The sequence below is a fragment of the Pseudonocardia sp. ICBG162 genome, from assembly GCF_020496225.1.
GTDB lineage: Bacteria > Actinomycetota > Actinomycetes > Mycobacteriales > Pseudonocardiaceae > Pseudonocardia > Pseudonocardia alni.
On the sequence record NZ_JAHLJD010000013.1, the window covers coordinates 787,562 to 809,915 of the forward strand.

General features: G+C 76.5%; 20 protein-coding genes. 10 read left to right on the forward strand and 10 right to left on the reverse strand.

Annotated features, from left to right (window positions below):
• Positions 1 to 8: 8 nt before the first annotated feature.
• Entirely contained in the window at positions 9 to 1,016 is a 1,008-nt protein-coding gene (locus KPL60_RS07050; protein ID WP_226365287.1) for an AraC family transcriptional regulator, read from the reverse strand.
• 81 nt (positions 1,017 to 1,097) lie between these two features.
• Between KPL60_RS07050 and KPL60_RS07055 the strand changes: the two genes are divergently transcribed.
• A complete protein-coding gene (locus KPL60_RS07055) occupies positions 1,098 to 1,556 on the forward strand; it encodes a pyridoxamine 5'-phosphate oxidase family protein (protein WP_226365288.1) in 459 nt (152 codons plus the stop codon).
• Positions 1,557 to 1,604: 48 nt separating this feature from the next.
• Here KPL60_RS07055 and KPL60_RS07060 read toward each other — a convergent pair whose 3' ends face one another.
• Positions 1,605 to 2,183, reverse strand: a complete 579-nt coding sequence (locus KPL60_RS07060; RefSeq protein ID WP_226365289.1) for a hypothetical protein — start codon at positions 2,181 to 2,183, stop codon at positions 1,605 to 1,607.
• A 314-nt stretch (positions 2,184 to 2,497) separates the two neighbouring features.
• Between KPL60_RS07060 and KPL60_RS07065 the strand changes: the two genes are divergently transcribed.
• Positions 2,498 to 3,070: a L,D-transpeptidase gene (locus KPL60_RS07065; RefSeq protein ID WP_226365290.1), complete on the forward strand. Its 573-nt coding sequence runs from the start codon at positions 2,498 to 2,500 to the stop codon at positions 3,068 to 3,070.
• A 90-nt stretch (positions 3,071 to 3,160) separates the two neighbouring features.
• On the opposite strand, the gene msrA is transcribed toward KPL60_RS07065, so the two are convergent.
• A complete protein-coding gene (gene msrA / locus KPL60_RS07070; protein ID WP_226356914.1) occupies positions 3,161 to 3,673 on the reverse strand; it encodes a peptide-methionine (S)-S-oxide reductase MsrA in 513 nt (170 codons plus the stop codon).
• A gap of 126 nt (positions 3,674 to 3,799) precedes the next feature.
• Here msrA and KPL60_RS07075 point away from each other — a divergent pair, with 126 nt between their 5' ends.
• Together KPL60_RS07075 and KPL60_RS07080 are read left to right on the forward strand one after the other, a co-directional pair.
• Positions 3,800 to 4,972, forward strand: coding sequence for an acyl-CoA dehydrogenase family protein (locus KPL60_RS07075; RefSeq protein WP_226365291.1), 1,173 nt, complete (start codon positions 3,800 to 3,802; stop codon positions 4,970 to 4,972).
• Positions 4,973 to 5,054: 82 nt separating this feature from the next.
• A complete protein-coding gene (locus KPL60_RS07080; RefSeq protein WP_226365292.1) occupies positions 5,055 to 7,598 on the forward strand; it encodes an HAD-IC family P-type ATPase in 2,544 nt (847 codons plus the stop codon).
• On the opposite strand, the gene KPL60_RS07085 is transcribed toward KPL60_RS07080, so the two are convergent.
• The 3 genes from KPL60_RS07085 to KPL60_RS07095 all read right to left on the reverse strand — a co-directional run bounded on the left by KPL60_RS07085 (position 7,583) and on the right by KPL60_RS07095 (position 10,762).
• Complete coding sequence (locus tag KPL60_RS07085) at positions 7,583 to 9,046, reverse strand: AI-2E family transporter (protein ID WP_226365293.1); 1,464 nt, start codon at positions 9,044 to 9,046, stop codon at positions 7,583 to 7,585. The genes KPL60_RS07080 and KPL60_RS07085 overlap by 16 nt on opposite strands.
• 101 nt (positions 9,047 to 9,147) lie before the next feature.
• Positions 9,148 to 9,810, reverse strand: a complete 663-nt coding sequence (locus KPL60_RS07090; RefSeq protein ID WP_226356910.1) for an SDR family NAD(P)-dependent oxidoreductase — start codon at positions 9,808 to 9,810, stop codon at positions 9,148 to 9,150.
• A gap of 55 nt (positions 9,811 to 9,865) precedes the next feature.
• Positions 9,866 to 10,762, reverse strand: coding sequence for a hypothetical protein (locus tag KPL60_RS07095; protein WP_226365294.1), 897 nt, complete (start codon positions 10,760 to 10,762; stop codon positions 9,866 to 9,868).
• Positions 10,763 to 10,918: 156 nt separating this feature from the next.
• Between KPL60_RS07095 and KPL60_RS07100 the strand changes: the two genes are divergently transcribed.
• From KPL60_RS07100 to KPL60_RS07120, 5 genes are all read left to right on the forward strand, one after another.
• Positions 10,919 to 11,455, forward strand: coding sequence for a dimethylamine monooxygenase subunit DmmA family protein (locus tag KPL60_RS07100; protein ID WP_226365295.1), 537 nt, complete (start codon positions 10,919 to 10,921; stop codon positions 11,453 to 11,455).
• On the forward strand, positions 11,452 to 12,390 hold the full coding sequence (locus tag KPL60_RS07105; RefSeq protein WP_226365296.1) for a PDR/VanB family oxidoreductase: 939 nt from the start codon (positions 11,452 to 11,454) through the stop codon (positions 12,388 to 12,390). Before KPL60_RS07100 ends, KPL60_RS07105 begins: the two co-directional genes overlap by 4 nt.
• The gene (locus KPL60_RS07110) at positions 12,387 to 13,361 is read left to right on the forward strand and encodes a DUF3445 domain-containing protein (protein WP_226365297.1); all 975 of its coding nucleotides are present in this window, start codon (positions 12,387 to 12,389) and stop codon (positions 13,359 to 13,361) included. Before KPL60_RS07105 ends, KPL60_RS07110 begins: the two co-directional genes overlap by 4 nt.
• Before the next feature lie 161 nt (positions 13,362 to 13,522).
• Positions 13,523 to 15,265, forward strand: a complete 1,743-nt coding sequence (locus KPL60_RS07115; RefSeq protein ID WP_226365298.1) for a DUF222 domain-containing protein — start codon at positions 13,523 to 13,525, stop codon at positions 15,263 to 15,265.
• Positions 15,266 to 15,376: 111 nt separating this feature from the next.
• Complete coding sequence (locus KPL60_RS07120) at positions 15,377 to 16,618, forward strand: hypothetical protein (RefSeq protein WP_226365299.1); 1,242 nt, start codon at positions 15,377 to 15,379, stop codon at positions 16,616 to 16,618.
• 347 nt (positions 16,619 to 16,965) lie between these two features.
• Here KPL60_RS07120 and KPL60_RS07125 read toward each other — a convergent pair whose 3' ends face one another.
• Genes KPL60_RS07125 through KPL60_RS07140 form a run of 4 tightly spaced genes read right to left on the reverse strand, consistent with a single transcriptional unit; the run spans position 16,966 to position 21,349 of the window.
• The gene (locus KPL60_RS07125; protein ID WP_226365300.1) at positions 16,966 to 18,084 is read right to left on the reverse strand and encodes a hypothetical protein; all 1,119 of its coding nucleotides are present in this window, start codon (positions 18,082 to 18,084) and stop codon (positions 16,966 to 16,968) included.
• Between the two features lie 45 nt (positions 18,085 to 18,129).
• Positions 18,130 to 19,383 (reverse strand): glycosyltransferase family 2 protein, encoded by a 1,254-nt coding sequence (locus KPL60_RS07130; RefSeq protein WP_226356902.1) that lies wholly within the window; start codon positions 19,381 to 19,383, stop codon positions 18,130 to 18,132.
• Entirely contained in the window at positions 19,380 to 20,339 is a 960-nt protein-coding gene (locus KPL60_RS07135; protein ID WP_226365301.1) for a hypothetical protein, read from the reverse strand. Before KPL60_RS07135 ends, KPL60_RS07130 begins: the two co-directional genes overlap by 4 nt.
• Positions 20,336 to 21,349, reverse strand: coding sequence for a glycosyltransferase family 1 protein (locus tag KPL60_RS07140; RefSeq protein ID WP_226365302.1), 1,014 nt, complete (start codon positions 21,347 to 21,349; stop codon positions 20,336 to 20,338). The genes KPL60_RS07135 and KPL60_RS07140 overlap by 4 nt, the downstream gene beginning before the upstream one ends.
• A 75-nt stretch (positions 21,350 to 21,424) precedes the next feature.
• Here KPL60_RS07140 and KPL60_RS07145 point away from each other — a divergent pair, with 75 nt between their 5' ends.
• Entirely contained in the window at positions 21,425 to 22,327 is a 903-nt protein-coding gene (locus KPL60_RS07145) for a WcbI family polysaccharide biosynthesis putative acetyltransferase (protein WP_226365303.1), read from the forward strand.
• Positions 22,328 to 22,354: the final 27 nt, after the last annotated feature.

Here is a 22,354-nt window from a genome sequence, read left to right on the forward strand (position 1 = left end):
GCCGCAGGCTAGCCGCTCACCCCGTCCGGAGCACCCACCCGGTCACCGTGCCGTCCGCGCTGTCCCCCGCCCTGTCCCCCACCCTGCCGCTCGCCCCGGCGGAACGCGCTCGGGGTGACGCCGCGGACCCGGGTGAAGGCCGCGCTGAAGCCGAACGGGTCGGCGTACCCGACCCGGCGCGCGATCCCGGCCAGCGTCGCGCCGGGCTCGGCGAGCAGCAGGTCCGCGGCCAGGGTCATCCGCCAGCCGGTGAGGTAGGTCAGCGGCGGCTCGCCCACCCGGTCGGTGAACCGCTTGGCCAGCGTCGCCCGGGACACCCCGGTGGCGGCGGCGAGCCCGGCGACGGTCCAGGCCGCGGCGGGGTCGGCGTGCAGCAGCCGCAGCGCCCGCCCGACCACGGGGTCGTGCTGGGCCGTCCACCAGCGCGGACGGCGTCCGTCCGGCCGGTCGAACCACTCGCGCAGGGTGCAGACCAGCAGCCAGTCCAGGAGCCGGTCGAGCACCACCTGCTGGCCGGGGGCGTCGACGGCGACCTCGGCGGCGACGTGGTCGAGCACCGTGTCCCCGCTGCCCCCGGCACCGACCCGCAGCACCGGCGGGAGCGCGTCGAGCAGCCGGGCACCGACCTCGCCCCCGGCCGGGGAGGCCCCGGTGATCAGGGTGCTCGCGTCGCTGCCCGGCGCCGGCGCCGGGTCGTGCCAGCCGAGCCGGTGGCGGGTGCCGCCCTGCTCGGGCGTCGCGCAGTCCACGCCGCAGACGATCGGCTCGGCCGGGGTGCCGACCTCGTCGACCACGTGGAAACCGGCCGGGCCACGCACGACGGCGGTCTCCCCCGCGGCCAGCCGCACCGGGTCGGCTCCGGGGACGAGGATCCACCCCGCGCCGGTGAGCATCGCGCACAGGGTCAGCGGTGCGCCGTCGACGAAGTACAGCGACCAGGGCGGGGTCAGGGTGGTGCTGCCGAACAGCGAGCCGTGCGACCGCAGCCCGCGGACGAGGTCACCGAAGGGGTCCACCGCACCGAGGTTAGACGACCGGACAGGAGTTCCGGCGTCTCACCCATGTCGTCGTCCGCGCCGCGGTGGTGTCGTGGACCCATGCCCACCACCGACGTCCACACCGACGACCACACCGACGCCCGCACCGCACTCACCGACGACGACCGCGTCTTCCTCGCCCGCCCGCTGCACGGCTTCCTGAGCGTCGCGGGCGGCCCGGTGCCGCCGCAGCCCCGCCCGGTCTGGTTCGAGGCGACCGACGACGGCACCGTGCAGCTGTTCACCGGACCGGAGTCGCTGCACATCCGCCGCAGGCGCAAGGACCCGCGGGCCTCGATCGTCGTCGCCGCGCCGGTCGAGGAACGCGAGCGCTGGGTCGCGGTCGAGGGCTTGACGACGGTCGAGACCGACGGGGCGCACGCGCTGGCGCAGCGGCTGGCGCAGCGCTACTGGGACCTGGACGACCCCACGCGCGCCGCGGACCTCGCGGCGATCCTCGCCGAGGACCAGGTGCGGCTGGTGATCCACCCCGAGCGGGTGCGGCGGCTGATGTTCTGACCCCGGTCCGACCCCGCCGCTCCGGGCCCGCCGCTCCGGGCGCCCGGCTCAGGGGGTGCGGCGGCCCGACCACTCGGGCTCGACGGCCGCCCAGTCCTCCTCCCAGGCCCGGGCGAACGCACGCCCGTTCCAGGCGAAGACCAGCCGCCCGGCGACCAGCACCCCGGCGGCCCACACGACCGCGGTGATGAACCCGGCCGCGACGGCGACCGTGACGGCGTCGGCGGGGGTCGACGGCGGCGGCGCCAGCCGTCCGTCGGTGCCGACCCAGGCCGGCACCCGGTCGCCGACGTCGTAGACGCCGGGCAGCGTGCTGCCGCCGGAGTGCGGCTGCCCGTCGGGGCCGGTCCAGCTCAGCGTGAGCGACTGCTGGCCGGTCTGCAGGTCGCCCACCGCGCTCGCCCGCGCGATGACCGTCGCCGCGACCGGCACCCGCTGGTGGGCCTCGACCGCGCCCCGCTCCAGGACCGACCCGTGGGCCGCGGCACCGGCGAGCCACGCCACGACCAGCCCGCAGGCGGCGAGCAGCCCGAGCAGCACCGCCAGCAGGTCCTCGTGACGGGACGCCCGACGACGGAGCCGGTCAGCGGGTCCCGGCTCGGAGCCCGGCCGGTCGGCTGCGCGCATCGTTCCTCCAGGGGTCGGTCACGACGGGTCGTCCCCACCACCGCGGGTGAGGGGGCGATCACCGAGAACTACCCCCGTTATCGCCCCGTGACATCCCCTCGGGACGGAGATCACGCCCTCCGGACGCCGTGCGGTCCCCTCCCGTACCCGGACGGTCGGCCACGCAACGATCCGCCGCCGGGCCCGCCGCCCACCCGTTCGCCGTGCACCGCTGCCCACTCGCCGCCACGGGGCCCGCCCGGGCAACCGCGACACCCGGACGGGCGTCTGCCCCGATGTCACCCGGGTGGGTGATCTGTGACGTGGAGGTGGGCATGTCCCGGACCGAGCGGCTCCATCGCCGTCGTGGCGTTCTGGTGACCGGGCTCGTGCTCGTGGCCGGGGTGGGGCTGGGTGGCACCGCGATCGCCACCGCCGACCCGGAGCAGAGCCGGGTCGCGAAGCAGGCGCACGCCGAGCCGGCCGCCCCCGGAACACCGTGCGCGGCGTCGGTGCGGGCGTGCGTGGACCTCGAGACGCGGCAGGCGTGGCTGGTCCGCGACGGGAAGGTCACCGGCGGACCGTTCCGGGTCACCACCGGGGGCGAGGGGAAGGCCACCCCGGTCGGGCACTCGTTCCGGGTGTACCGCAAGGAGGCCGACCACCGCAGCGGCGAGTTCCCCGGCCCGGACGGCCGCCCGGCGCGGATGCCGTGGTCGGTGTTCTTCGCCGACGGCGGGATCGCCTTCCACGGCGGCGACCTCAGCCGCGAGTCGGCGGGCTGCGTCAAGCTCGGCGCCCGCGACGCGAAGCGGTTCTTCGAGACCCTACAGGTCGGGGACAAGGTGCAGGTCGTGAACGGGTCGGTGGAGCGCAGGCACCGCGCGGAGGCCCGCGGCCGCGTCTGAGCGACGCCGGCCGGCGCCCGCCCCCCACACGGGACCGGCCCGCGACCTGGGGTCGCGGGCCGGTCCGGGTGCGGTGGGAGCGGTGGGTGCTCAGCTGGTGCTGGCCGCCCGCCGCGGCAGCACCCAGTTCGGGCGCGGGAAGTGGCAGGTGTAGCCGTAGGGGAACTTCTGCAGGTAGTCCTGGTGCTCCGGCTCGGCCTCCCAGAAGTCACCGGCCGGCTCGACGTCGGTGCTCGCGCGGCCCGGCCAGAGCCCGGACGCGTCGACGTCGGCGATGGTGTCCAGGGCGACCGCCTTCTGCTCCTCGCTCGTGTAGAAGATCGCGGAGCGGTAGCTGCGGCCTATGTCGTTGCCCTGCCGGTCCTTCGTCGACGGGTCGTGGATCTGGAAGAAGAACTCCAGGATCTCGCGGTAGGAGATCCGCTCCGGGTCGAAGACGATCTCGACGGCCTCGGCGTGGTCGCCGTGGCGCCGGTAGGTCGCGTTCGGGGTGTTCGGGTCGCCGGAGTAGCCGACCCGGGTGGACTCGACGCCCGGGCGCTCGCGGAGCAGCTCCTGGACACCCCAGAAGCACCCACCGGCGAGGATCGCGGTCTCGGTCATCAGGCTTGAACCTCCCTGTATCGGGTCTCGACGGCTACAACGGTGCGGGCACCGCCGATGTTCCGTCGCGCACGACGGGTCTCCCCGGTCTCGCGCCGGCCCCGCCGATGACCGATGCTCACACACATGGGAGCGGGCACGGGTGAACTGACCACCGAGGAACAGGCCGTCGTGGAGACGGTGCGCGACTTCGTCGACCGGGACGTCCGCCCGGTGGTGCGGGAGCTGGAGCACGCGAACACCTATCCCGAGGAGCTCATCGAGCAGATGAAGCAGCTCGGGATCTTCGGGCTCGCCGTCCCCGAGCCGTGGGGCGAGGCGCCGGTGTCGATGCCCTGCTACGCCCTGGTCACCGCCGAGCTGGCCCGTGGCTGGATGAACCTGGCCGGCGCGATGGGCGGGCACACCGTCGTCGCGAAGCTGCTGGTCGCCTTCGGCACCCGCGAGCAGCAGGACCGGTACCTGCCGCGGATGGCGACCGGTGAGCTGCGCGCGACGATGGCGCTGACCGAGCCCGGCGGCGGCTCGGACCTGCAGGCGATGACGACCCACGCCCGTCGCACGGACGACGGCTGGGTGGTCAACGGGGCCAAGACCTGGATCACCAACTCGCGGCGCTCGGGGCTGATCGCGCTGCTGTGCAAGACCGACCCGGCCGCCGAACCTCGCCACCGCGGCATCTCGGTGCTGCTCGTCGAGCACGGCCCGGGCCTGACCGTGTCCAAGGACCTGCCCAAGCTCGGCTACAAGGGCGTCGAGTCCTGCGAGCTGGTGTTCACCGACATGGCCGTCCCCGCCGACGCGGTGCTCGGCGGGGAGCCCGGACGCGGCTTCGCCCAGATGATGAAGGGCCTGGAGACCGGCCGGATCCAGGTCGCGGCGCGCGCACTCGGCGTCGCCGACGCCGCGCTCGCCGACTCCCTGGCCTACGCCCAGGAACGCGAGTCGTTCGGCAAGCCGATCTGGCAGCACCAGTCGGTCGGCAACCACCTCGCCGACATGGCCACGAAGATCACCGCCGCACGGACCCTGATCCTGCACGCCGCCCGGAGGTACGAGTCCGGACAGCGGTGCGACATGGAGGCGGGCATGGCGAAGCTGTTCGCCTCCGAGACCGCGATGGAGGTCGCCCTGGACGCGGTGCGCATCCACGGCGGCTACGGCTACTCCACCGAGTTCGACGTCGAGCGGTACTTCCGCGACGCCCCGCTGATGATCGTCGGGGAGGGCACCAACGAGATCCAGCGCAACGTGATCGCCGCCCAGCTCGTCAAGCGCGGGGGCCTGGAACGCTGGTGAGCCTTCAGCTCACGCACAGTCGGCACACATCGGGGCCTGCCATGATCGCCACTCGAGGGACCGACGGCGGGGAGGGGACGGCGTGGCGGCCGGGATCGTGGAGGCGGCACCCGACGACGGGCTGAGTGCGGCACAGGTCGCCGCGGCGCGCCGGGCGGGCCGGACGAACGCGCCGGTGACCGCCGGGACGCGCGGCTACGGGCGGATCCTGCGCACCAACGTCTTCTCCTCCTACAACACGATCCTGTTCGCGATCGGCCTGGTCCTGCTGGTGCTGGGCCGCTACGGCGACGCCCTGACCAGCGTCGGTCTCGGCCTGGTCAACGCCGTCGTCGGGGCGGTGCAGGAGATGCGGGCCAAGCGGAAGCTGGACCGGCTGCAGCTGCTCGACGCCGCGGAGGTCACCGTCGTGCGGGACGGGGCCGAGCAGCGGGTGCCCGCCGCCGACGTCGTCGCCGGGGACGTGCTGGTGGTGCGGGCGGGCGAGCAGGTCGTCGTCGACGGGCCGGTACTGACCGGGCGCGCCGAGGCCGACGAGTCGCTGCTCACCGGCGAGTCCGACCCGGTCGTCAAGACCCCCGGCGACCTGCTGCGCTCGGGCAGCCACTGCGTCGCCGGGACCGCCCGCCAGCGCGCGGCCGCCGTCGGTGCCGACAGCTACGCCGGCCGGCTGACGCTGCAGGCCCGTGCGGACACCACCGAGGCGACACCGCTGCAGCGGCGCATCGACTTCGTCGTCCGGCTGACCATGGTGCTGGTCGTGCTGATGAGCGGTGCGATCCTGGCCCAGGCGTTCCTGGAGGGGTTCTCGCTGCTGCGGGTCGTGCAGATCACCGCGGTGCTGTCCGGGCTGGTCCCCTACGGCCTGTTCTTCCTGATCGCCGTCGCCTACACCCGCGGCGCGGCCCGGCTGGCCGGGCGCGGCGCGCTGGTGCAGCAGGTCAACGCGGTGGAGGCGGTCACCCATGTCGACGTCGTCTGCACCGACAAGACCGGCACCCTGACCACCGGCGCGCTGCGCCTCGACGGGCTCGACCCGCTCGACGGCACCGACCCGGGGCCGGTGCTCGCGCGGTTCGCGGCGACGGTGGCCGACCCGAACCTCACCTCCGCCGCGCTCGCCGCGGCGCTGCCCGGCACGCCGTGGGAGCTGCGCGACGAGGTCGCGTTCACCTCGTCGCTGCGCTGGTCCGGGCAGGTCACCACCGGCGGGGAGGCGTTCGTGCTCGGCGCCCCGGACGCGCTCGCGCCGCACCTGGGCGACCCCGACGCCGTCGCCGACCGGGTGGAGGCCCGTGCCACCGCCGGGCTGCGGGTGCTGCTGCTGGCCCGGGCCGCGCGGGCGGGCGCCGGGCTGCGCGACGACGACGGCCGTCCCACCCTGCCCGCCCTGGAGCCGGTGGCGCTGGTGGTGCTGTCCGACGAGCTGCGTCCCGGCGTCGCCGACGCCCTGGAGCGGTTCGCCGCGGACGGGGTCGCGGTGAAGGTGCTCTCGGGCGACGACCCGCGCACCGTCGCCGCGCTCGCCGCGAAGGCCGGACTCGACGTGGGTGAGGCGGTCGCCGGGTCCGAGATCGAGGAGCTCGACGACTCCGCCGGGGACCGGGCCGCGCTCGACGCGCTCGTCGCCCGGACCACGGTGTTCGGGCGGGTCACCCCGGAGCAGAAGGAGCGGGTCGTCGCGAGCCTGCGCCGGGGCGGTGCGCACGTCGCGATGCTCGGCGACGGTGTGAACGACGCCCGTGCCCTCAAGCGGGCCCACGTCGGCGTCGCGATGCGCAGCGGCTCGGCGGTGACCCGCGACGTCGCCGACATCGTGCTCGTCGACGACTCGTTCGCCGCGCTGCTGCCGGCGCGCACCGAAGGCCGCCGGATCATCGACGGCATCGCGGTGTCGATGTACGTGTTCCTCACCCGGGTCGCCACCCAGGGCCTGGTGATCATGGCCGTGACCATGCTCGGGCTCGGGTTCCCCTACTCCCCCACCCAGGTCGGGCTGACGCTGCTGACCGTCGGCGTGCCCACGCTGTTCCTGACGCTGTGGGCGACGCCGTCCGAACCGGACCCGGACCTGCTGGGCAACCTCGCCCGCTTCGTGGTGCCGGCGTCGGTGGTGACCGCGGGCGCGGGGACGGTCGTCTACACGGTGCTCTACCAGGGCATCCTGCAGGGCTTCACCAGCGGGCGGACCCCGGCGCAGGTGATCGACCAGTTCCAGAGCTACACCGGGCTGACCTACGGCACCGACGCCGACTTCGCCGGTGCGGCCGCGACGCTCGGCGCGCAGACCGGGCTGTCGACGTTCGTGGGGCTGGCGTCGTTCGTGCTGATCCTCTTCCTGCTGCCGCCGCACCGCTTCCTCGCGGCGTGGACGGCGCCGGTGTCCGACCGTCGCCCGGCCTGGCTGGTGCTGGGCCTGATCGTGGTGTTCGCGGGCGTGGTCGGGACCCCGACGCTGTCGTCGTACTTCGGGCTCACCGGCGCGGCGCGGCCGGTGTTCCTGGTGGTGCTGCCGGTCCTGGTCTGCTGGTTCGCCCTGATGTGGGTGGTGCTGCGGTTCCGGTTGATGGACCGGATGCTGGGGACCGACCGGCTGCCCGGGCGGGTCGGTCAGCCGCCGTCCTGACGGGCGGAGTCCGGCGGGGCGGGCACGGCGGTCTTGTTCTCGTTCCCGGTGGTGGCTGTGTCGGTCTCGGTCTCGGTCTCGGTCTTCGTGCCGGTGCCGGTCTCGGTGCCGGTGCCGGTCTCGGTGCCGGTGCCGGTCTCGGTGCCGGTGCCGGTCTCGGTGCCGGTGCCGGTCTCGGTGCCGGTGCCGGTCTCGGTGCCGGTGCCGGTTGCGGCGGAGGCCGGGGCCGCGCCGTCGACGGCGGTGACCGGGGTGCCCGCGGCGACGTCGTCGACACCGGAGAACCGGCGGTCCCGCAGGTCGATCTGCTCGCCCAGGTAGCGCAGCAGCACCGCGACGACGGCCGCGATCGGCACCGCCAGGAACGCACCGGCGATCCCGGCCAGCGACCCGCCCGCCGTCACCGCCAGCAGCACGACGGCACCGTGCAGCTTGAGGCTCTGACCCTGCAGGAAGGGCTGCAGCACGTTGCCCTCGATCTGCTGCACCGCCACGACCAGCACCGCCACCGCGACCGCGGTGCCGAAGCCCTGCGTGACCAGCGCGATGAGCACCGCCAGCGAGCCCGCGACGACCGCGCCGACGATCGGGATGAACCCGCCGACGAAGGTCAGCACGGCGAGCGGCAGTGCCAGCGGGATGCCCAGCAGCACCAGGCCGATGCCGATGAACACGGCGTCGATGAGGCTCACCAGGGCCTGGACGCGGATGAAGCCGCCGAGGACGTCCCACATCCGGCGCAGCACCTCGGCGATGTGCCCGCCCGCGCTGCGCCCGGTGATCGAGGTCAGCCACGGCAGGAACCGGGGCCCGTCCTTGACGAAGAAGAACGTCAGCACCAGCGCCAGCACCAGCGAGATCAGCCCGGACGCCAGGGTCGACACCCCGGTCAGGACGCCGCCGGCGATCGCGGTCGCGCTCTGCTGCAGCTGCTGGGTGACCTGATTGACGATGTCACCGATCTGGCCGTCGCCGAGGTTCAGCGGCGGCCCGGACACCCACTGCTGGATCTGCCCGAGCGCCGCGATCACCCCGGAGGTGATCTGCTGGGTCTGCCCGGCGATCGACGGCGCGATGCTCACGAACAGCCCGGTCACCGCGGCGATGCCGACGAGCAGCACGATCGCCGAGGCCGCCGCGGCCGGCACCCGCCACCTGATGAGCAGCGCCGCGGGCGGACGCAGGACGGTGGCCAGCAGGATCGCGAGCACGACGGGCCAGGCGACGACCCACAGCATGCCGATGACGTAGCCGAGGATCACCAGCCCGACGGCGATCAGCGCGACCCGCAGGCTCCACGCCGCCAGCCAGGTGAGCCCGTTGCCGATGACGGTGCCGCGGCTCGCGGCCGGGGCCGTCGGCGACGGGCTCAGCAGCCCGCCCCCCGCCGGGTCCCGCCGCGCCCCACGGTTCTCGGCACGCGCGGCCGGTTGCGACCCCGAATCCATGACCCACTCCGTTCGTACCGGTTGATCTGCGGCGGGAACCCTAGCGGCGCAGGAGCCCCGGTGCCCGCCGCAACGACTACGCCACACCCCCGGGAGGGCTCTCAGAGGTCGTCGGCGAGATGCCGGAACCCGGCGGGCCGGTCGCGGTGCAGGGTCCACAGGGTCCCGGCGAGCACGGCGGGGTCCTTGCGGGGGTGCCCGGGCTCGATCGCGCCGGGGACGATCAGCTGGGCGACGTGCACGCCGTCGCCGGCCAGCTCGTCGTGCAGCATCGCCGCGAACGCGCCGAGCCCGGCGAAGGCGATGGAGGTGCCCGCCACCCGCGACGACGGCCGGGCCCCGCTGCCGCCGTTGACGAACAGCACCGTGCCGCGGCCCAGCGCGCGCATCCCGGGCAGCACCTGGTGCACGGCCGCGACCGGGCCGTACACCGACATCTCGACCGGCCCGACGAGGTCGGCCGGGGTGGTCTCGAGCAGCGGCCGCAGGAAGTCCTTCTGCGGCGCGGGGCTGTACTGCAGCACCTCGACCGGGCCGACGGTCTCCGCGACCCGCTCCAGCGTCGCGGCCAGGGCGGCGGGGTCGCGGGCGTCGGCGGTGAAGGGGTGCGCGGCGACGCCGTCGGCGGCCAGCTCGGCGGCCAGCGCCTCGGCGCGGTCGCGGCGCCGTCCGATCAGGGCGACGTCGAACCCCTCGCGCCCGAAGCGCCGGGCCGTCGCCGCGCCGAGCCCCGGTCCGGCACCGACGATCGCGATGGTGGTCATGGCGTGATCATGCGGGTCGTGGCGCGGACGCGCACGGTCCGCGGTGCCCGCTGGGTCAGCCGCCCGAGAGCAGGGTGAGCCGGTCCGCGACGGCACCCAGCTGGGTGCTCATCCCGTTGAGCTCCTGGGCGGCGTCGCCGAGCAGCCCGGGGTCGCCGAGGGAGGCGCCCGCGATGCAGTGCCGGGCGGCGTCGGCGCCCGCGGCGAGCCCGTCACGCCAGTACACCTGGGCGACGGCGTCCGGGATCGCCGGGTACGCCTGCGCGGAGGCGACCTCGTCGCGCAGGTCGCGGCAGGCCTCGACCAGCGCGACGGTCCCGCCGCCGGACCCGGCGCGCGCGATGTCACGCAGGGCCTCGGTGATCGCGGTGACGTGCACCTGGCCGCCCGCGGCCCGCCAGTCGCCGACCGCGGCCGTCGCGGTGGCGGCGTCGTCGATCCCGCGGCCCGCCGCACCCGCGGCGCCGACGACCACCGCGAACACGACGAGCATCCCGGCGATCCCGGCGGCCAGGCCCGCACCGACCGCGAGCGGACGACGGCGGCGCGGCAGCAGCGTGGTCGGGAAGCCGGGCAGCCTCCCGTCGGCGCCGGGCCCGGCGGCGGGCTCGACGACGACCGGGGCCGGGGTGAACCAGGGCCGCTCCGGTGCCGGGGCGGGCGGCGCGGGGTGCGCCCCGTCACGGGGTGCGGGGACGGCCGCCCACCAGGGCGCGGTGCCGTGCTGCGGCGCGGCGCCGTGCTGCTGCGCGGTGGTCCGCGGCGCCGGGCGGGGCTGCGGGACGGCGATCCGGTGGGCGGACACCTCCCGCTGCGGTGCGGCGGCGCGGTGGTCGTCGACGTCCGGCCGGGTCACGGCCTCGGCCCGCGGGGCGCCCCGCTGCGCCGGGACGGCGATCGTGGGCGGGGTCTCACGCAGGGCGTGCCGCGGGCGGTACGACGTGCCGTCCATGACGTCCCCCTCTCCGGCGTGCGGGCGCTTCACGCAGTTCATCGCGCCGGCGCCGAGATCGTCACCGACTCCCGACAGTTTCACCAGAAATGGCGACCCGCGCATTCGCTGGGCGCCATCCGCCGTTCACGCGACGCTCCTAGCATCGCGCCCGTCATGGCCGATCCCGTCCGTCCGCTGCGCACCGGCGCGGCCGCCCCGTCCGCGCACGTCGCACCGGGCCGGACCACGGTGCCGCGCTACGCCGGCCCGGTCGGCCGCGGCGACGCGCCGCACCTGGTCGTCGTCGCCGGGTCCGCGCCGGATCCCGGCCTCGGGCCCGACGACCGCCTGGTCCGGCTGCCCACCGGCGGGGACGCGGCGAGCCTGCTGGACCGGGAGCTCGCGACGCTGGTCACCGGCACCAGGATCCTGGTCACCGGCCCCGAGACCGTCGTGCAGGCCGTGCGCGCCGCGGCGCTGCACCGGGGCGCCCTCGACGAGGAACTCGTCCTGATCCCGACCGACGTCGCCGACCCCACCCGGGACCGGACGGTGCACTGCGGACACTGCCACCACCGCGTCGTCGTGCACGCCGACGTCGGGGACGCCGTGGCCTGCCCCGGCTGCCGGCTCGTGCTGCACGTCGCCGGGCACCACTCGCGCCGGCTCGCGGCGTTCCTCGGCGCGCCCACCCCGCAGCGGGCGCCGTGACCCGGCCCGCCGTGCACCTGCGGGTCGCCGCGGTCACCGACGCCGCGCCCGGAGTCCGTTCCCTGGAGCTCGCCGCCGCACCGGGGACCGGGCCGCTGCCCGCGGCCCCGCCCGGCGGCCACATCGGCGTCGAGTGGGCGCCCGGCCGCTGGAACTCCTACTCGCTGACCGCGCCGTCCCCCGCACCCGACCGCTGGCACGTCTCGGTCGCGCGACGCCCGGACTCCCGCGGCGGCTCGGTGTGGGCGCACGGTCTCACCCCCGGCGACGCGGTCGTGGCGACGACGCCGCGCAGCTCGTTCCCGCCGGTCGACACCGCGCGCCACCACCTGCTCGTCGCGGGCGGGATCGGGGTGACCGCGGTCCTGTCCCACGCCCGCTGGCACGCGTTCTGGGGGAACCCGTTCACGGTGCTCACAGTCCACCGCCCCGGTCCCGCCCCGCACCGCGACGAGCTGCGCGCGCTCTGCGGGGACCGGCTCGTCGAGGCCACCGGCCGCGTCGAGGCCCACGCCGCGCTGGAGCGGCTGCTGACCACGGCGCCGTTCGGCAGCCACGTCCACACCTGCGGCCCGCCCGGTCTGATCGCCGCGGCCGCGCGGACCGCCCGCGCCGCGCACTGGGTCGACGCCCGCATTCACGCCGAGGCGTTCGTCCCCGAACCCGAGGCCGGTACCCCGTTCCGTGCGGTGCTGCGCCGCAGCGGTCGCACGGTCGAGGTCGGTGCCCGCGAGACCCTGCTCGACGCCGTGCACCGCGCCGGGGTCGCCGCGCCCGCGATGTGCCGGCGCGGGGTCTGCGGGGAGTGCGTGACACCCGTCGTCGACGGCCGGGTGGAGCACCGCGACACGGTCCTGACCGCCGACGAGCGCGCCGACCGGATGGCGCTCTGCGTGTCCCGCGCCGCCGGGACGGCACTGGAGCTGGACCTGTGACCGGCGTCGAGGACTACCCGTTCCCGCTGCCGCACCCGACCTACCGGATCAGCGCGAACGTCGAACCGGCCGGGGTCGAGCGCCGTACCGAGGCCGGCCGCTGGGGCGCGCGGATCGTGCACGACGGCCCGGACCGTCCCGCCGTCGCCGCCGAACGTGCGTCGACCCTGAACCGCGAACCCGCCCGGTTCGTCGCCGCACCGCACGCCCGCGCGTCCTGCTGGGACGCCTGCCTCTACCTGCTCGGGCGCCTCGCCGCCGAGCAGCCCGGCACCTGCACCCTGACCCGCACCCCCGGCCGGCCCGGCGGCACGGGTGGGTGGCGGTTCCGCGACACGGCCACCGGCACCGACCAGGAGTTCGTGTTCGGCGACGACGCCACCCTGCCCGAGCACCCGTTGCGCTGGGTGTCCCGGCTCGTCGCGGAGGACGTGGTGGTGCTCGGCGCCCGCGACGACGCGCTGTGGCTCGACGCCGGTGCCGTCGCGTTCGCCTCGGTCTGGTCGCTCGGGTTCGACGCCGGCATGAGCTTCCGGGAGCTGCACGGCCCGGTCCCCGGCAACGGTCCCGACGGGGTGTTCGAGCGCGCCGAACGCTTCCTGCTGCGGCTGCATCCCGGCGAGGCCTACCGCCGTCTGAACTGGGGACTGCAGCCCGACGACCGCCGCGACCTGTCCCTCGACGCCGCCCCGCTGTGGCAGCCCGCCCGGACCCGGCTCGACCTCACCGACCCCGGCCGGCAGATCCACCTGCGCACCGAGGTGCAGCACCTGGTGCGGCTGCCGCTGACCGGCGCGGTGCTGTTCCTGATCGGGATCCGCCTGCTGCCGCTGGACGAGGTCGCGCGGGTCCCGGCCTGGCGCGAGCGCCTCGTGTCGGTCCTGGAGACGCTGCCGCCGGAGGTCGCGGAGTACAAGGAGCTGGATCCGCTGGCCTCGATCGCCGCGGGGTGGCTGCGCGCCGGGTCCTGACCGGCACCGTCGGTGGCGGTGGCGTCCCTACCGGTGCGCGGGGCGTCCGTGCGCGTTCCGCGGAACGCGCCCCAGAGCCCCGTCTCCCCCACGGCTCGCCCCGAACTGTCGGACCCCTCGGCCACACTGATGCGAACACACGTTCGATACAGGAGGCCGCAGTGGACCCGTCCGTCGACCCGACCACCCCCGCAGCGGAGCCCGGCCCACCGCTCAGCCTGCACGCCCTCGAGTCGGAGCTGCTCGGTCTCGCCGGCCACATCGCCGCCGCCGAGTGCCGGTTCCTGCGCCTGCTCGCCGAGTTCGACGACCGCGGCGGCTGGTGCGGCGTCGGCGTCCGGTCCTGCGCCCACTGGCTGACCTGGCGCGCGGGGATGAGCCTGCGCACCGCCACCGAGCACCTGCGCGTCGCGCACGCGCTGACCCGGCTGCCCCGGATCACCGAGGCGTTCGCGGCCGGCCGGATCTCCTACTCCAAGGTCCGCGCGATCACCCGCCTCGCCGGCGCCGAGGACTCCGTCCTGGCCCGCATCACCGCCACCCACACGTCACCGGCCGCCGCCCCGTCCCGGACCGCCGCATCCACCCGTTCCGACGCGGACCCCGGCACCGACCCTCCGGCCGACGACCGCACTGCCGACATCACCCCCTACACCAGCACCGCCCCGGGGACCGAGGCCGGAGCGGGCGCCCCCGCGGGAACCGGATCGCACAGGGCCCCCGAACCCGCGACGCGTGCTGCACCCACCGGCGGCCCCGACCCGGCCGGGCTCGGCACCGACGGCACCCCACCCGCGCCCGCGCGACCGACCGACGGCCCGACCGACGCGACCGACCCCGCTGCGGACACCGCGTCGCCGGCATCCGCGCCCCCGTCCGCGGAGCAGGTCCTGCTCGACCTGGCCCTGACCGGCACCGCGAGCCACGTCGAGACCGTGGTCCGCGCGGCCCGCCGCCGCGTCGCACCGCCCGCGCACACCGCGGCCCTGCGTGGTGTGAGCTGGTACCACGACACGGACGGCTCGTTCGTCCTGCGCGCCCGCCTCACTCCCGACGACGGCGCGGCCCTGGTCGCCGCGATCGAGGCACATGTCGTCGCCGTGGCTCCCTCGACCGCGGCGCCGTCCCCCGAACCCGACCCGCGGGTCGGTCCCCACGAGCGGGCCCGCGAGGCCGCCGAGCACGCCCCGGGCGCCGTCGTCGACACCCTGGCCGCCCGCCGCGCCGATGCACTGCTGCACCTCGCCACGCGCGACGGCGACGACACCGGCGGACCGGTCGTGTCCCGTCCCGACACCCGGGTCACGGTCGTCGTCGACGCCGCCACCGGCACCGCCCGCCTCGACGGCGGCCCCGAGATCCCCGCGCCGACGGCCGAGCGGCTCGCCTGCGACGCGCGGGCCCGTGTCCTGCTCACCGACCGCCACGCGAACCACCTCTACCTGGGCCGCTCCCGTCGGCTCGCCGGACCCGGACAGATCGCCGCGCTCAGCGCCGCAGGCGTCGCCGAGGGCCGGCCCGGGTGCCGCTTCCCCGGCTGCGCACACACCCGGCACCTGCATGCACACCACGTCCGCCACTGGTTGCACGGAGGCCCCACCGACGTCGACAACCTCGTGCTGTTGTGCAGCTTCCACCACCGGCTCGTGCACGACCACGGCTACGCGATCCTCCGGCCGCCCGGGGAGACCTGGACCTTCCACCGCCCCGACGGCACCGTCGTCCGTCCCACCGGAGCTCCGCTCGACGGCTGCGCCGACACCCTCCTGGAGATCAACACCCGGGCCCGGCTCCGCATCGACCGCGACACCCTGACCCCCGACTGGTACGGCGACCGCCTCGATCCCGGCCCCATCCTGGACGCGCTCCTGCCTCCCGTCACCGCTCCGGCGGCCGCGGCCTGACACCACGAGCAGGTGCCGCCGCCCGCGTTCCGCGGAACGCGACGGCATCGCGCTGCACCGCCCGACCACCCACCGCCCGATCGCGACCGACAGGTACTAGCCTCGCGCGCCGTGACCGACGCGACCCGCACCACCGTGCTCGACCTCGTCGCCGACCCCGGGCTGCCGACCGAGCTCGCCCACCGGCTCGTCCGCGACCTGCCCGCCGCGCTCGGGGAGCACGACGACGCCCGCTGGGAGGTCCGCCTCGCCGACGAGCCGATCGTCCTGGACGAGCGCGGCGCGCTGCCCGCTCTCGACATCGGCGACCGGGTGCGCGAGCGGGACGGCGCCGACGCCGTCGTGCTGCTCACCGACCTGCCGCGCCGCTCCGGGGCGGATCCGGTCGTCGCCGACGGCGGGACCGGGCACCGGGTGGGCCTGGTGTCGCTGCCCGCGCTGGGCGCGATCAACCAGTACCGGCGGTGCCGCGACACGGTGGTCCGTCTCGTGACCGAGCACCTGGTGCCCCCCGACCGCGCGGGCGCCGGGGAGAGCGGAGCGCCGGACGGCGGTCATGCGGGACCGCTGACCCGGATCGACTCGGGGCCCCGGGCCGGGACCGACGGCGACCACCGCGACCAGGACCGCGATCGGGACCGCGATCGGGAGCGCGCGGACGGCGACCCCGCCCGGCGCGGGCCCGCGGACGACTCCGATGCCGGCAGCGGCGGGGTGGAGGACGACGTCGACGTCCGCCTCGCGCTGACCGGGCTCCGTGGGCGGGTCCGGCTGCTGGCCGGGATGGTCCGCGCGAACCGTCCGTGGCGGCTGGTGCCGAGCCTGTCCCCCGCCATCGCCGCGGCAGCCGCCGGTGCCGCGTTCGGGATCTTCTACTCCAACATCTGGGAGCTGGCGACCGCTCTGGGGACCGCCCGGCAGGTGACGGTCATGCTGATCGCCCTGGTCGGGATGACCGCGTGGCTGATCCTCGACAACCGGCTGTGGGAGTCGCGGCGGCACCGCTCGCTGCGCGAGGAGATGCTGCTGTCGAACCTGTCGACGGTGATCACGGTGGCGTGCGGGGTGCTGGCGATGTTCGCGCTGCTGTTCGTCCTGGCGCTGGTGGCGGCGGTCCTCGTCATCCCGCCGGACTATCTCTCCTCGACGCTGATGCGCGAGTCCGGGCCGGACGACTGGATCATGATCGCCTGGCTGTCGACGTCCATGGGGACGGTCGCCGGGGCACTCGGTTCCGGGTTCGCCGACGACGGCGCGGTCCGCCAGGCCGCATACAGCCGCCGGGAGCAGGAACGGCGGGCACGGCTGGACCGGGCCGACGACGGTGACCACGGCGGGGGCACCCCGGCCTGACCGACACCGGCCACGCGCCCGCTCCGGCCACGGCCGCGGCTGCGGCTTGCGGTCGCTCCCTGACGACGGCGGACCGGCTGTCGCACCGACTGCACTCCCGGGCAGTGGCGGCGACAGTGCCGATGACGACGGTGTCCGCGCGGCTCCGGCAGCGGTCGTGACGGCCGGACCGGCGGTGCGGCGCGGTGTGTCGCGGTGCGGTGCGGACGGCGACGCCGCCGGCCAGCTTGGCGAGGCCGGCGCGGCGACCGAGGTCGAGCTCAAGGAGCGCAAGCACCGCATCGAGGACGCCGTCCGTCACGCGCGGTGCGGTGCGGTGAACCCGGAACCGGGGTGGATCCGGCGGGTCAGCCCTGGGCGAGAGCGTTCCGCAGAACGCGCAGCGCCGCGGCGTCCCGTGCCTGCCCGTCCGCGGCGGCGTCGAGCCGGGCGACCAGGTCCGCAGGCAGGTCGAGCACGATCCGGACCGGCGCCACGTCCGACTCCGCGCTCGGGGTACCGGCGTCGTCGCCCCCGGCGCCGTCGGAACCCACTACAGCGGCAGTGGGTGCCGTCGTCGCCTCACCGTCGGCCCGCGCACCGGCCGACGCGGTGCCGGCGGTCGCGGCCCGCGTGGCCGTGTTCCCGGCGGACGCGGGCCCGGGAGACGTGGACCCGGCGGAGGCGGTCCCGGACGACACCGCCTCGGTGGCGGCCCCGGCGGAGGCGGGCTGAGTCCCGGCGGAGGCGGGCTCGGTGGCGGCGGGCTCGGTGGGCGCGGGCTCGGTGGGCGCGGGCTCGGTGGCGGCGGGCTCGCTGGGCGCGGGCTCGGTGGGCGCGAGCTCGGTGGCGGCGGGCTCGGTGGCAGCGGGCTCGTGCCGCCGGCCGCGCAGGACGAGCGCCAGCACGGGCAGGGCGATGGTGCCGAGCGCGTCGACGATCCCCGCGACACCGAACCAGCGCCAGTACCACTCGCGGTCGCCGACCGCGCCGTCGGTGATCACCGGCAGCGCCAGCATCGTCGCCACGACGGCGATCGCGGCCAGGGTCAGCCCGAGGCCCGCGCGGATCACGGTGCGGCGCCGCTCGGCGAGCAGCAGGAGCAGGTTCGCGTGCGCCAGGCTGATCGCGACGATCGTCGCCACCAGCAGGGTCTTCAGCACCGAGCCGTCGCCGTCGCCCTCGAAGAGCCCGTCGCCGCCCCAGACCAGCCACAGCGCGGCCCCCGCGGCGACGACGCTCGCCGCCAGGCCGGCGAACCCGAGGGCCCGCACGGCGCGGGTGACGACGGCGAGGTGGCAGAGCGCCGAGGTGCCGAACGCGGCGACGATCAGGGTGGTCGCGACGATCCGGGCCTGCAGGTCACCGAAGCCGCCGCCGAGCAGGGCGACGATCCCGCAGAGCGAGGCGACGAGCAGCGAGGCGACCACCGCGACGATCATCGCGCGGCGGGCCCCGCGGACCGGGGAGGCAGCTGGTGCGGTCATGCCGGCGAGGCTAGGGCCATCCGGGGCGGTCGGGCCTCCGTAGGGCTACGGCATCCCGGCGAGCAGGGTCGCGACGCCCTGCCGGTGCTGGGTGACGGCGTCGTCGACCCGCCCGCGCCGGGCCCGGCCCGCCGCCCGGCTGGAGACGAGTGCGGCGAGGGTCCGCCCGTCCGGACCGGCGATCTCGACGCGACCGAGGTCGTGGCCGGTGAGCAGGTCCATGGCGCGGGCCAGCGCGTCTGGCGGGAGCGGCGCGTGGACGTGCAGCCGGGCCCGGGCGCGACGCAGCCGGTCGGGGCTCCACGGGCCGGTGTCGGCGACGCCGCGGTAGAGCTCGTCGAGCCGCGGGTCGCCGCCGGGCAGCCGGACCCGCACGTCGCGATGGGTCTGGTTCAGCACCGCGTCGACGATCTCCACCAGCTCCCAGCCGTGCGCATCCGCGTCGACGGTCGCGAGCACGTCCGGGACCGCGCCGGGCAGCGGTGCGCCGCGCACTCCCGGGTCGGGGACGAGCGCGGCGATCCGGATGCGTTCGCCGTCCTTGCCCCCGCCGACGGCGTCGTGGTCCTCCGGACGTGCACCCCAGTCGGGGCCGTCGTGCCAGGCCACCGCGGCCGGTTCGTGGACGAGCAGCGCACCGTTGTTCCAGGCCCGGTAGGCCAGATCCCAGTCCTCGCCGCCGTAGCCGACGTAGCGCTCGTCGAAGCCGCCGAGGTCGTCGAACAGGCTGCGGTGCAGGGCGAGCACGGCGCTGATGACCAGCTGCCAGTCCGTGCCCGACGCGTCGAGCAGGTCGCGGGTGCGGCGGTAGCCGTCGGCGAGCCAGGCCGGGTCGGGCAGCTGCGGCGCGGCGGCCGGGTCGTCGCCGGGGGCGGTGCCGGACAGGTCCGCGTGCCGGCGACGCCCGACGGCGAGCACGTCCGGGCAGGCCGCGATCCGCGCGGTGAGCGCCGCGACGAAGCCGGGCCCGGGGACGGTGTCGGCGTCGAGGAACACCAGGACGTCACCCTCGACCTGCGCGGCGCCGCGGTTGCGCGCAGCGGCGGCGCGGAAGCCGCGGTCCTCCTGGGTCACCACCCGCACCGGGACCGGCCCGGCCGGCGCGCCCGGGTCGGGCGGCTCCGGGGACCCGTCGTCGGCGACGACCACCGACACCGGCGACCGGGTCTGCGTCTGCAGCGCGGCGACGGTGCGGGCCAGCTGCGCGGGCTGGCGGTAGTGGCACACCACCACCCCCACCGACGGCGGCGGCCCGGTGTGCGGCGCGAGCAGGTCCCAGCGGTTCCCCGGCACGCTCACCGGGCGACCATCCTCCGGTAGAGGGCGGCGTGCCCGGCCCCGGCGTCCGGCCAGTCCGGGACCGGGCCGCGGGTCGCGCCGGGCCGGGTCAGGGCGTCGGCGACGAGGGCGTCGCGGCGGGTGTCGTCGTCGTAGAGCGCCACCGCGCCCGGGGCGGCGGCGTCGACCTCGTGGGCGTAGGCACCGGCCGCGGCCAGCGGGTAGCGGCCGTGGGCCAGCCACGCCAGCAGCGAGCCGCTGGCACTGACGGTGCGGCTCGGCGCGACCGGGACGGTGACCGCGGCGGTGGCCGCGGCGAGCGCCGCCGGCTCCAGGTGTCCGGTGAGGATCCAGTCCACCCCGCGGGATCGGGCGTGCCCGGCGAGGGACCGGGCGAGCTCGTCGTGCCCGTCGGACACCGCCCCCGCGGCGACGACCGCGGGCCGGTCCGGGTGCGCCGCCGCCGCGTCGATGACGGCCTCGTGCCCCTTGCCGGGGTAGACGAACCCGAGCACGCCGAGCGTGGGGCGCCCCGCCCAGCCCGGGGCCTGCTCGGCGGGCACGACGATCGGCAGCGGCAGCGGCAGGGTCACCGGGTCGGTCGCGCCGAGCGCGCGGGCCTTGTCGGCCTCGTGCCCCGCGGACACGACGACCACGTCGGCGACCGCGACCACGCGCCGGTACCCGGCGCAGCGGCGGACGTCGCGGGCCGGGTCGGGGTCGGCGCCGGGCAGGTCGTGCAGGGTCACGACCAGCGGCCGCGGCAGGACCTGCGCCTGCTCGACGAAGGCGTCGGCGGCCGCGGCGACCCCGGCGCCCCACAGCGCGTCGGTGAACTGGGCGTGGGTGAGGTCGGCCTGGCCGGAGCCGACCGGGACGACGCCGTCGGCGACCACCGCGGCGGCGACGGCGGCGGCGTGCCGGACCACGCCGTGCCCGGACGCCCCGGGCGCGACGACCCGCACGGTGACGGTCACCGGGCCACCCCGGCCAGGACGCGGCGGTACTCGCGGGCGTGGGCGTCGGCGACCTCGGCGCGGCGCCGTTCCCGGTCGCCGGGGTCGGCCCGCCAGGCCGGGCGGGTCCGGTGCGCGAGCGCGACGGCGGCGCGCAGCGAGGCGCGGTCGGGACCGTCGTCGGTGAGGGTGTAGGTCAGGCAGGGCGCCTGCTCGCGGAAGTGCCCGACGTCGGGCACCAGCGCGGTCGTGCCGAGGTCGTGGCAGGCCTCCAGCCAGCCGGAATGGGTCCCCCACCGGTACGGGAGCACCGACACGTCGAGCTCCTGGAGGTAGGTGTGGAGGGCGTCGTCGTCGAACGGGGGGTGCACCCGCAGCTCCAGGCGGGGCTCGTCGCGCAGGGCGTGGGCCACGGCGCGGCCGCGCGCGTCGTCGTGCGCGTCGACCCGCAGCCGGACGTCGGGCGGGGCGGTCGCGGCGAGCGCGCGGGCCACCCCGACCGGGTCGGCGTTGGTGCGGTGGCTCTTGGCGTGCAGGCCGACGACGAACCCGTCGGCGCGGCGGGGCCGGGGGCGGCGCAGCCACTCCGGCCCGACGACGGCCGGGTGCCCCAGCACCAGTGCCTCGCGGCCCCAGCGTTCCCGGATCCGCGCGGCGGCCCCCGGGGTCAGCGTGACGAGCCCGGCGGCGGCCGGTACCAGCACGTCGAGGGCCGCGGCGTGCGGCGCGGGGTCGGCGTGGTGCGGGTTGCGCAGGTCGTGCACGGTCAGCACCAGCGGGACACCCGTCTCCCCCAGTGCCGCGACGAGTGCGCGGAGCTGGTCGGGGGTGCGGTCGTCGAAGCCGAAGTGCACGTGCAGCAGGTCGACGTCCGCGGCGTGCGCGCGCAGATGGTCGGCGTCGAGCCACGGCGAGGGCCACCACACCCCCGGACGGGCACCCGGGACCGGCGGGTCCGGGAGCCGGACCACCTCGGGGTGGTGCAGCGACGCCACGTAGGGATGGGCGGTGGGCACGGACGCCACGCGCACGCGACGGCTCCTCTCCTCGGGTCCCCCGGGATGCCCGTCCGGGCGCGGATCAACCGCACGGGTCACGATGACCGGGTGACCGATCCGCGCCGCCGCCACTACGGCGTCCTCTACGGCCTCGAGACCCCGCCGCCGGGACCGCTCGCCCTGGTGTGGGGCAACTGCCAGGCAGAGTCGGTCCGGGTGCTGCTCGCCGGCGTCGACGGCCTGCCGGTCACCCCCGTGCGCATCCCGCCGGTGCACGAGCTCACCGCCGACGACCTGCCCCACCTGCGCCGGCTGCTGTCCCGGACCCGGCTGCTGGCGTCCCAGCCGGTCCGCGACGACTACCGCGACCTGCCCCTGGGCACCGCCCAGGTCGCCGCCGGGCTGGCGCCGGGGGCGGTCGTCGTGCGCTGGCCGGTGATCCGCCATCCCGCGCTGCACCCGTGGTCGGCGATCGTGCGCCACGCGGCCGACCCGGCCGCCGTCCCGCCGGGGGTGCCCTACCACGACCTGCGGGCCCTGGCGGCCGCCGTGGGACGCGAGCCGGGGCCGCCGCCGACGCCGGAGGCGTTGCGCGAGGTGGGCCGCCGCGGGGTCGCCGAGCTCGCCCGGCGGGAGGCCCGGGACACCGACGCGGGGGTGTCCGACGCGATCGCCGGGTTCGGGGCGGCGGCCGCGCACACCCTCAACCACCCCGGCAACGGGGTGCTGATGCTGCTCGCCGGGCGGATCCTCGACGCCGCCGGGATGCCGGGCGTCGTGTGTGACCCCGGACGCACCCTGCTCGGCGGGATCCGGTCCCCGTTGCGCGCCGACGTCGTCGACGCCCTCGGGCCGGACACGCCGCCGCGCCCGCACTGGTGCGTCGCCGACCGGGCGATCGGCGAGGACGAGGTCGCCGCCGCGCAACGGGCCTGGTACGCCACGCACCCCGGATGGGTGGACGCCGGGCTGGCCCGGCACGCCGACACGCTGGAGCTGCTGGGGCTGTAGCCGGGCCGGGGCCCAAGGTCGAGTTGT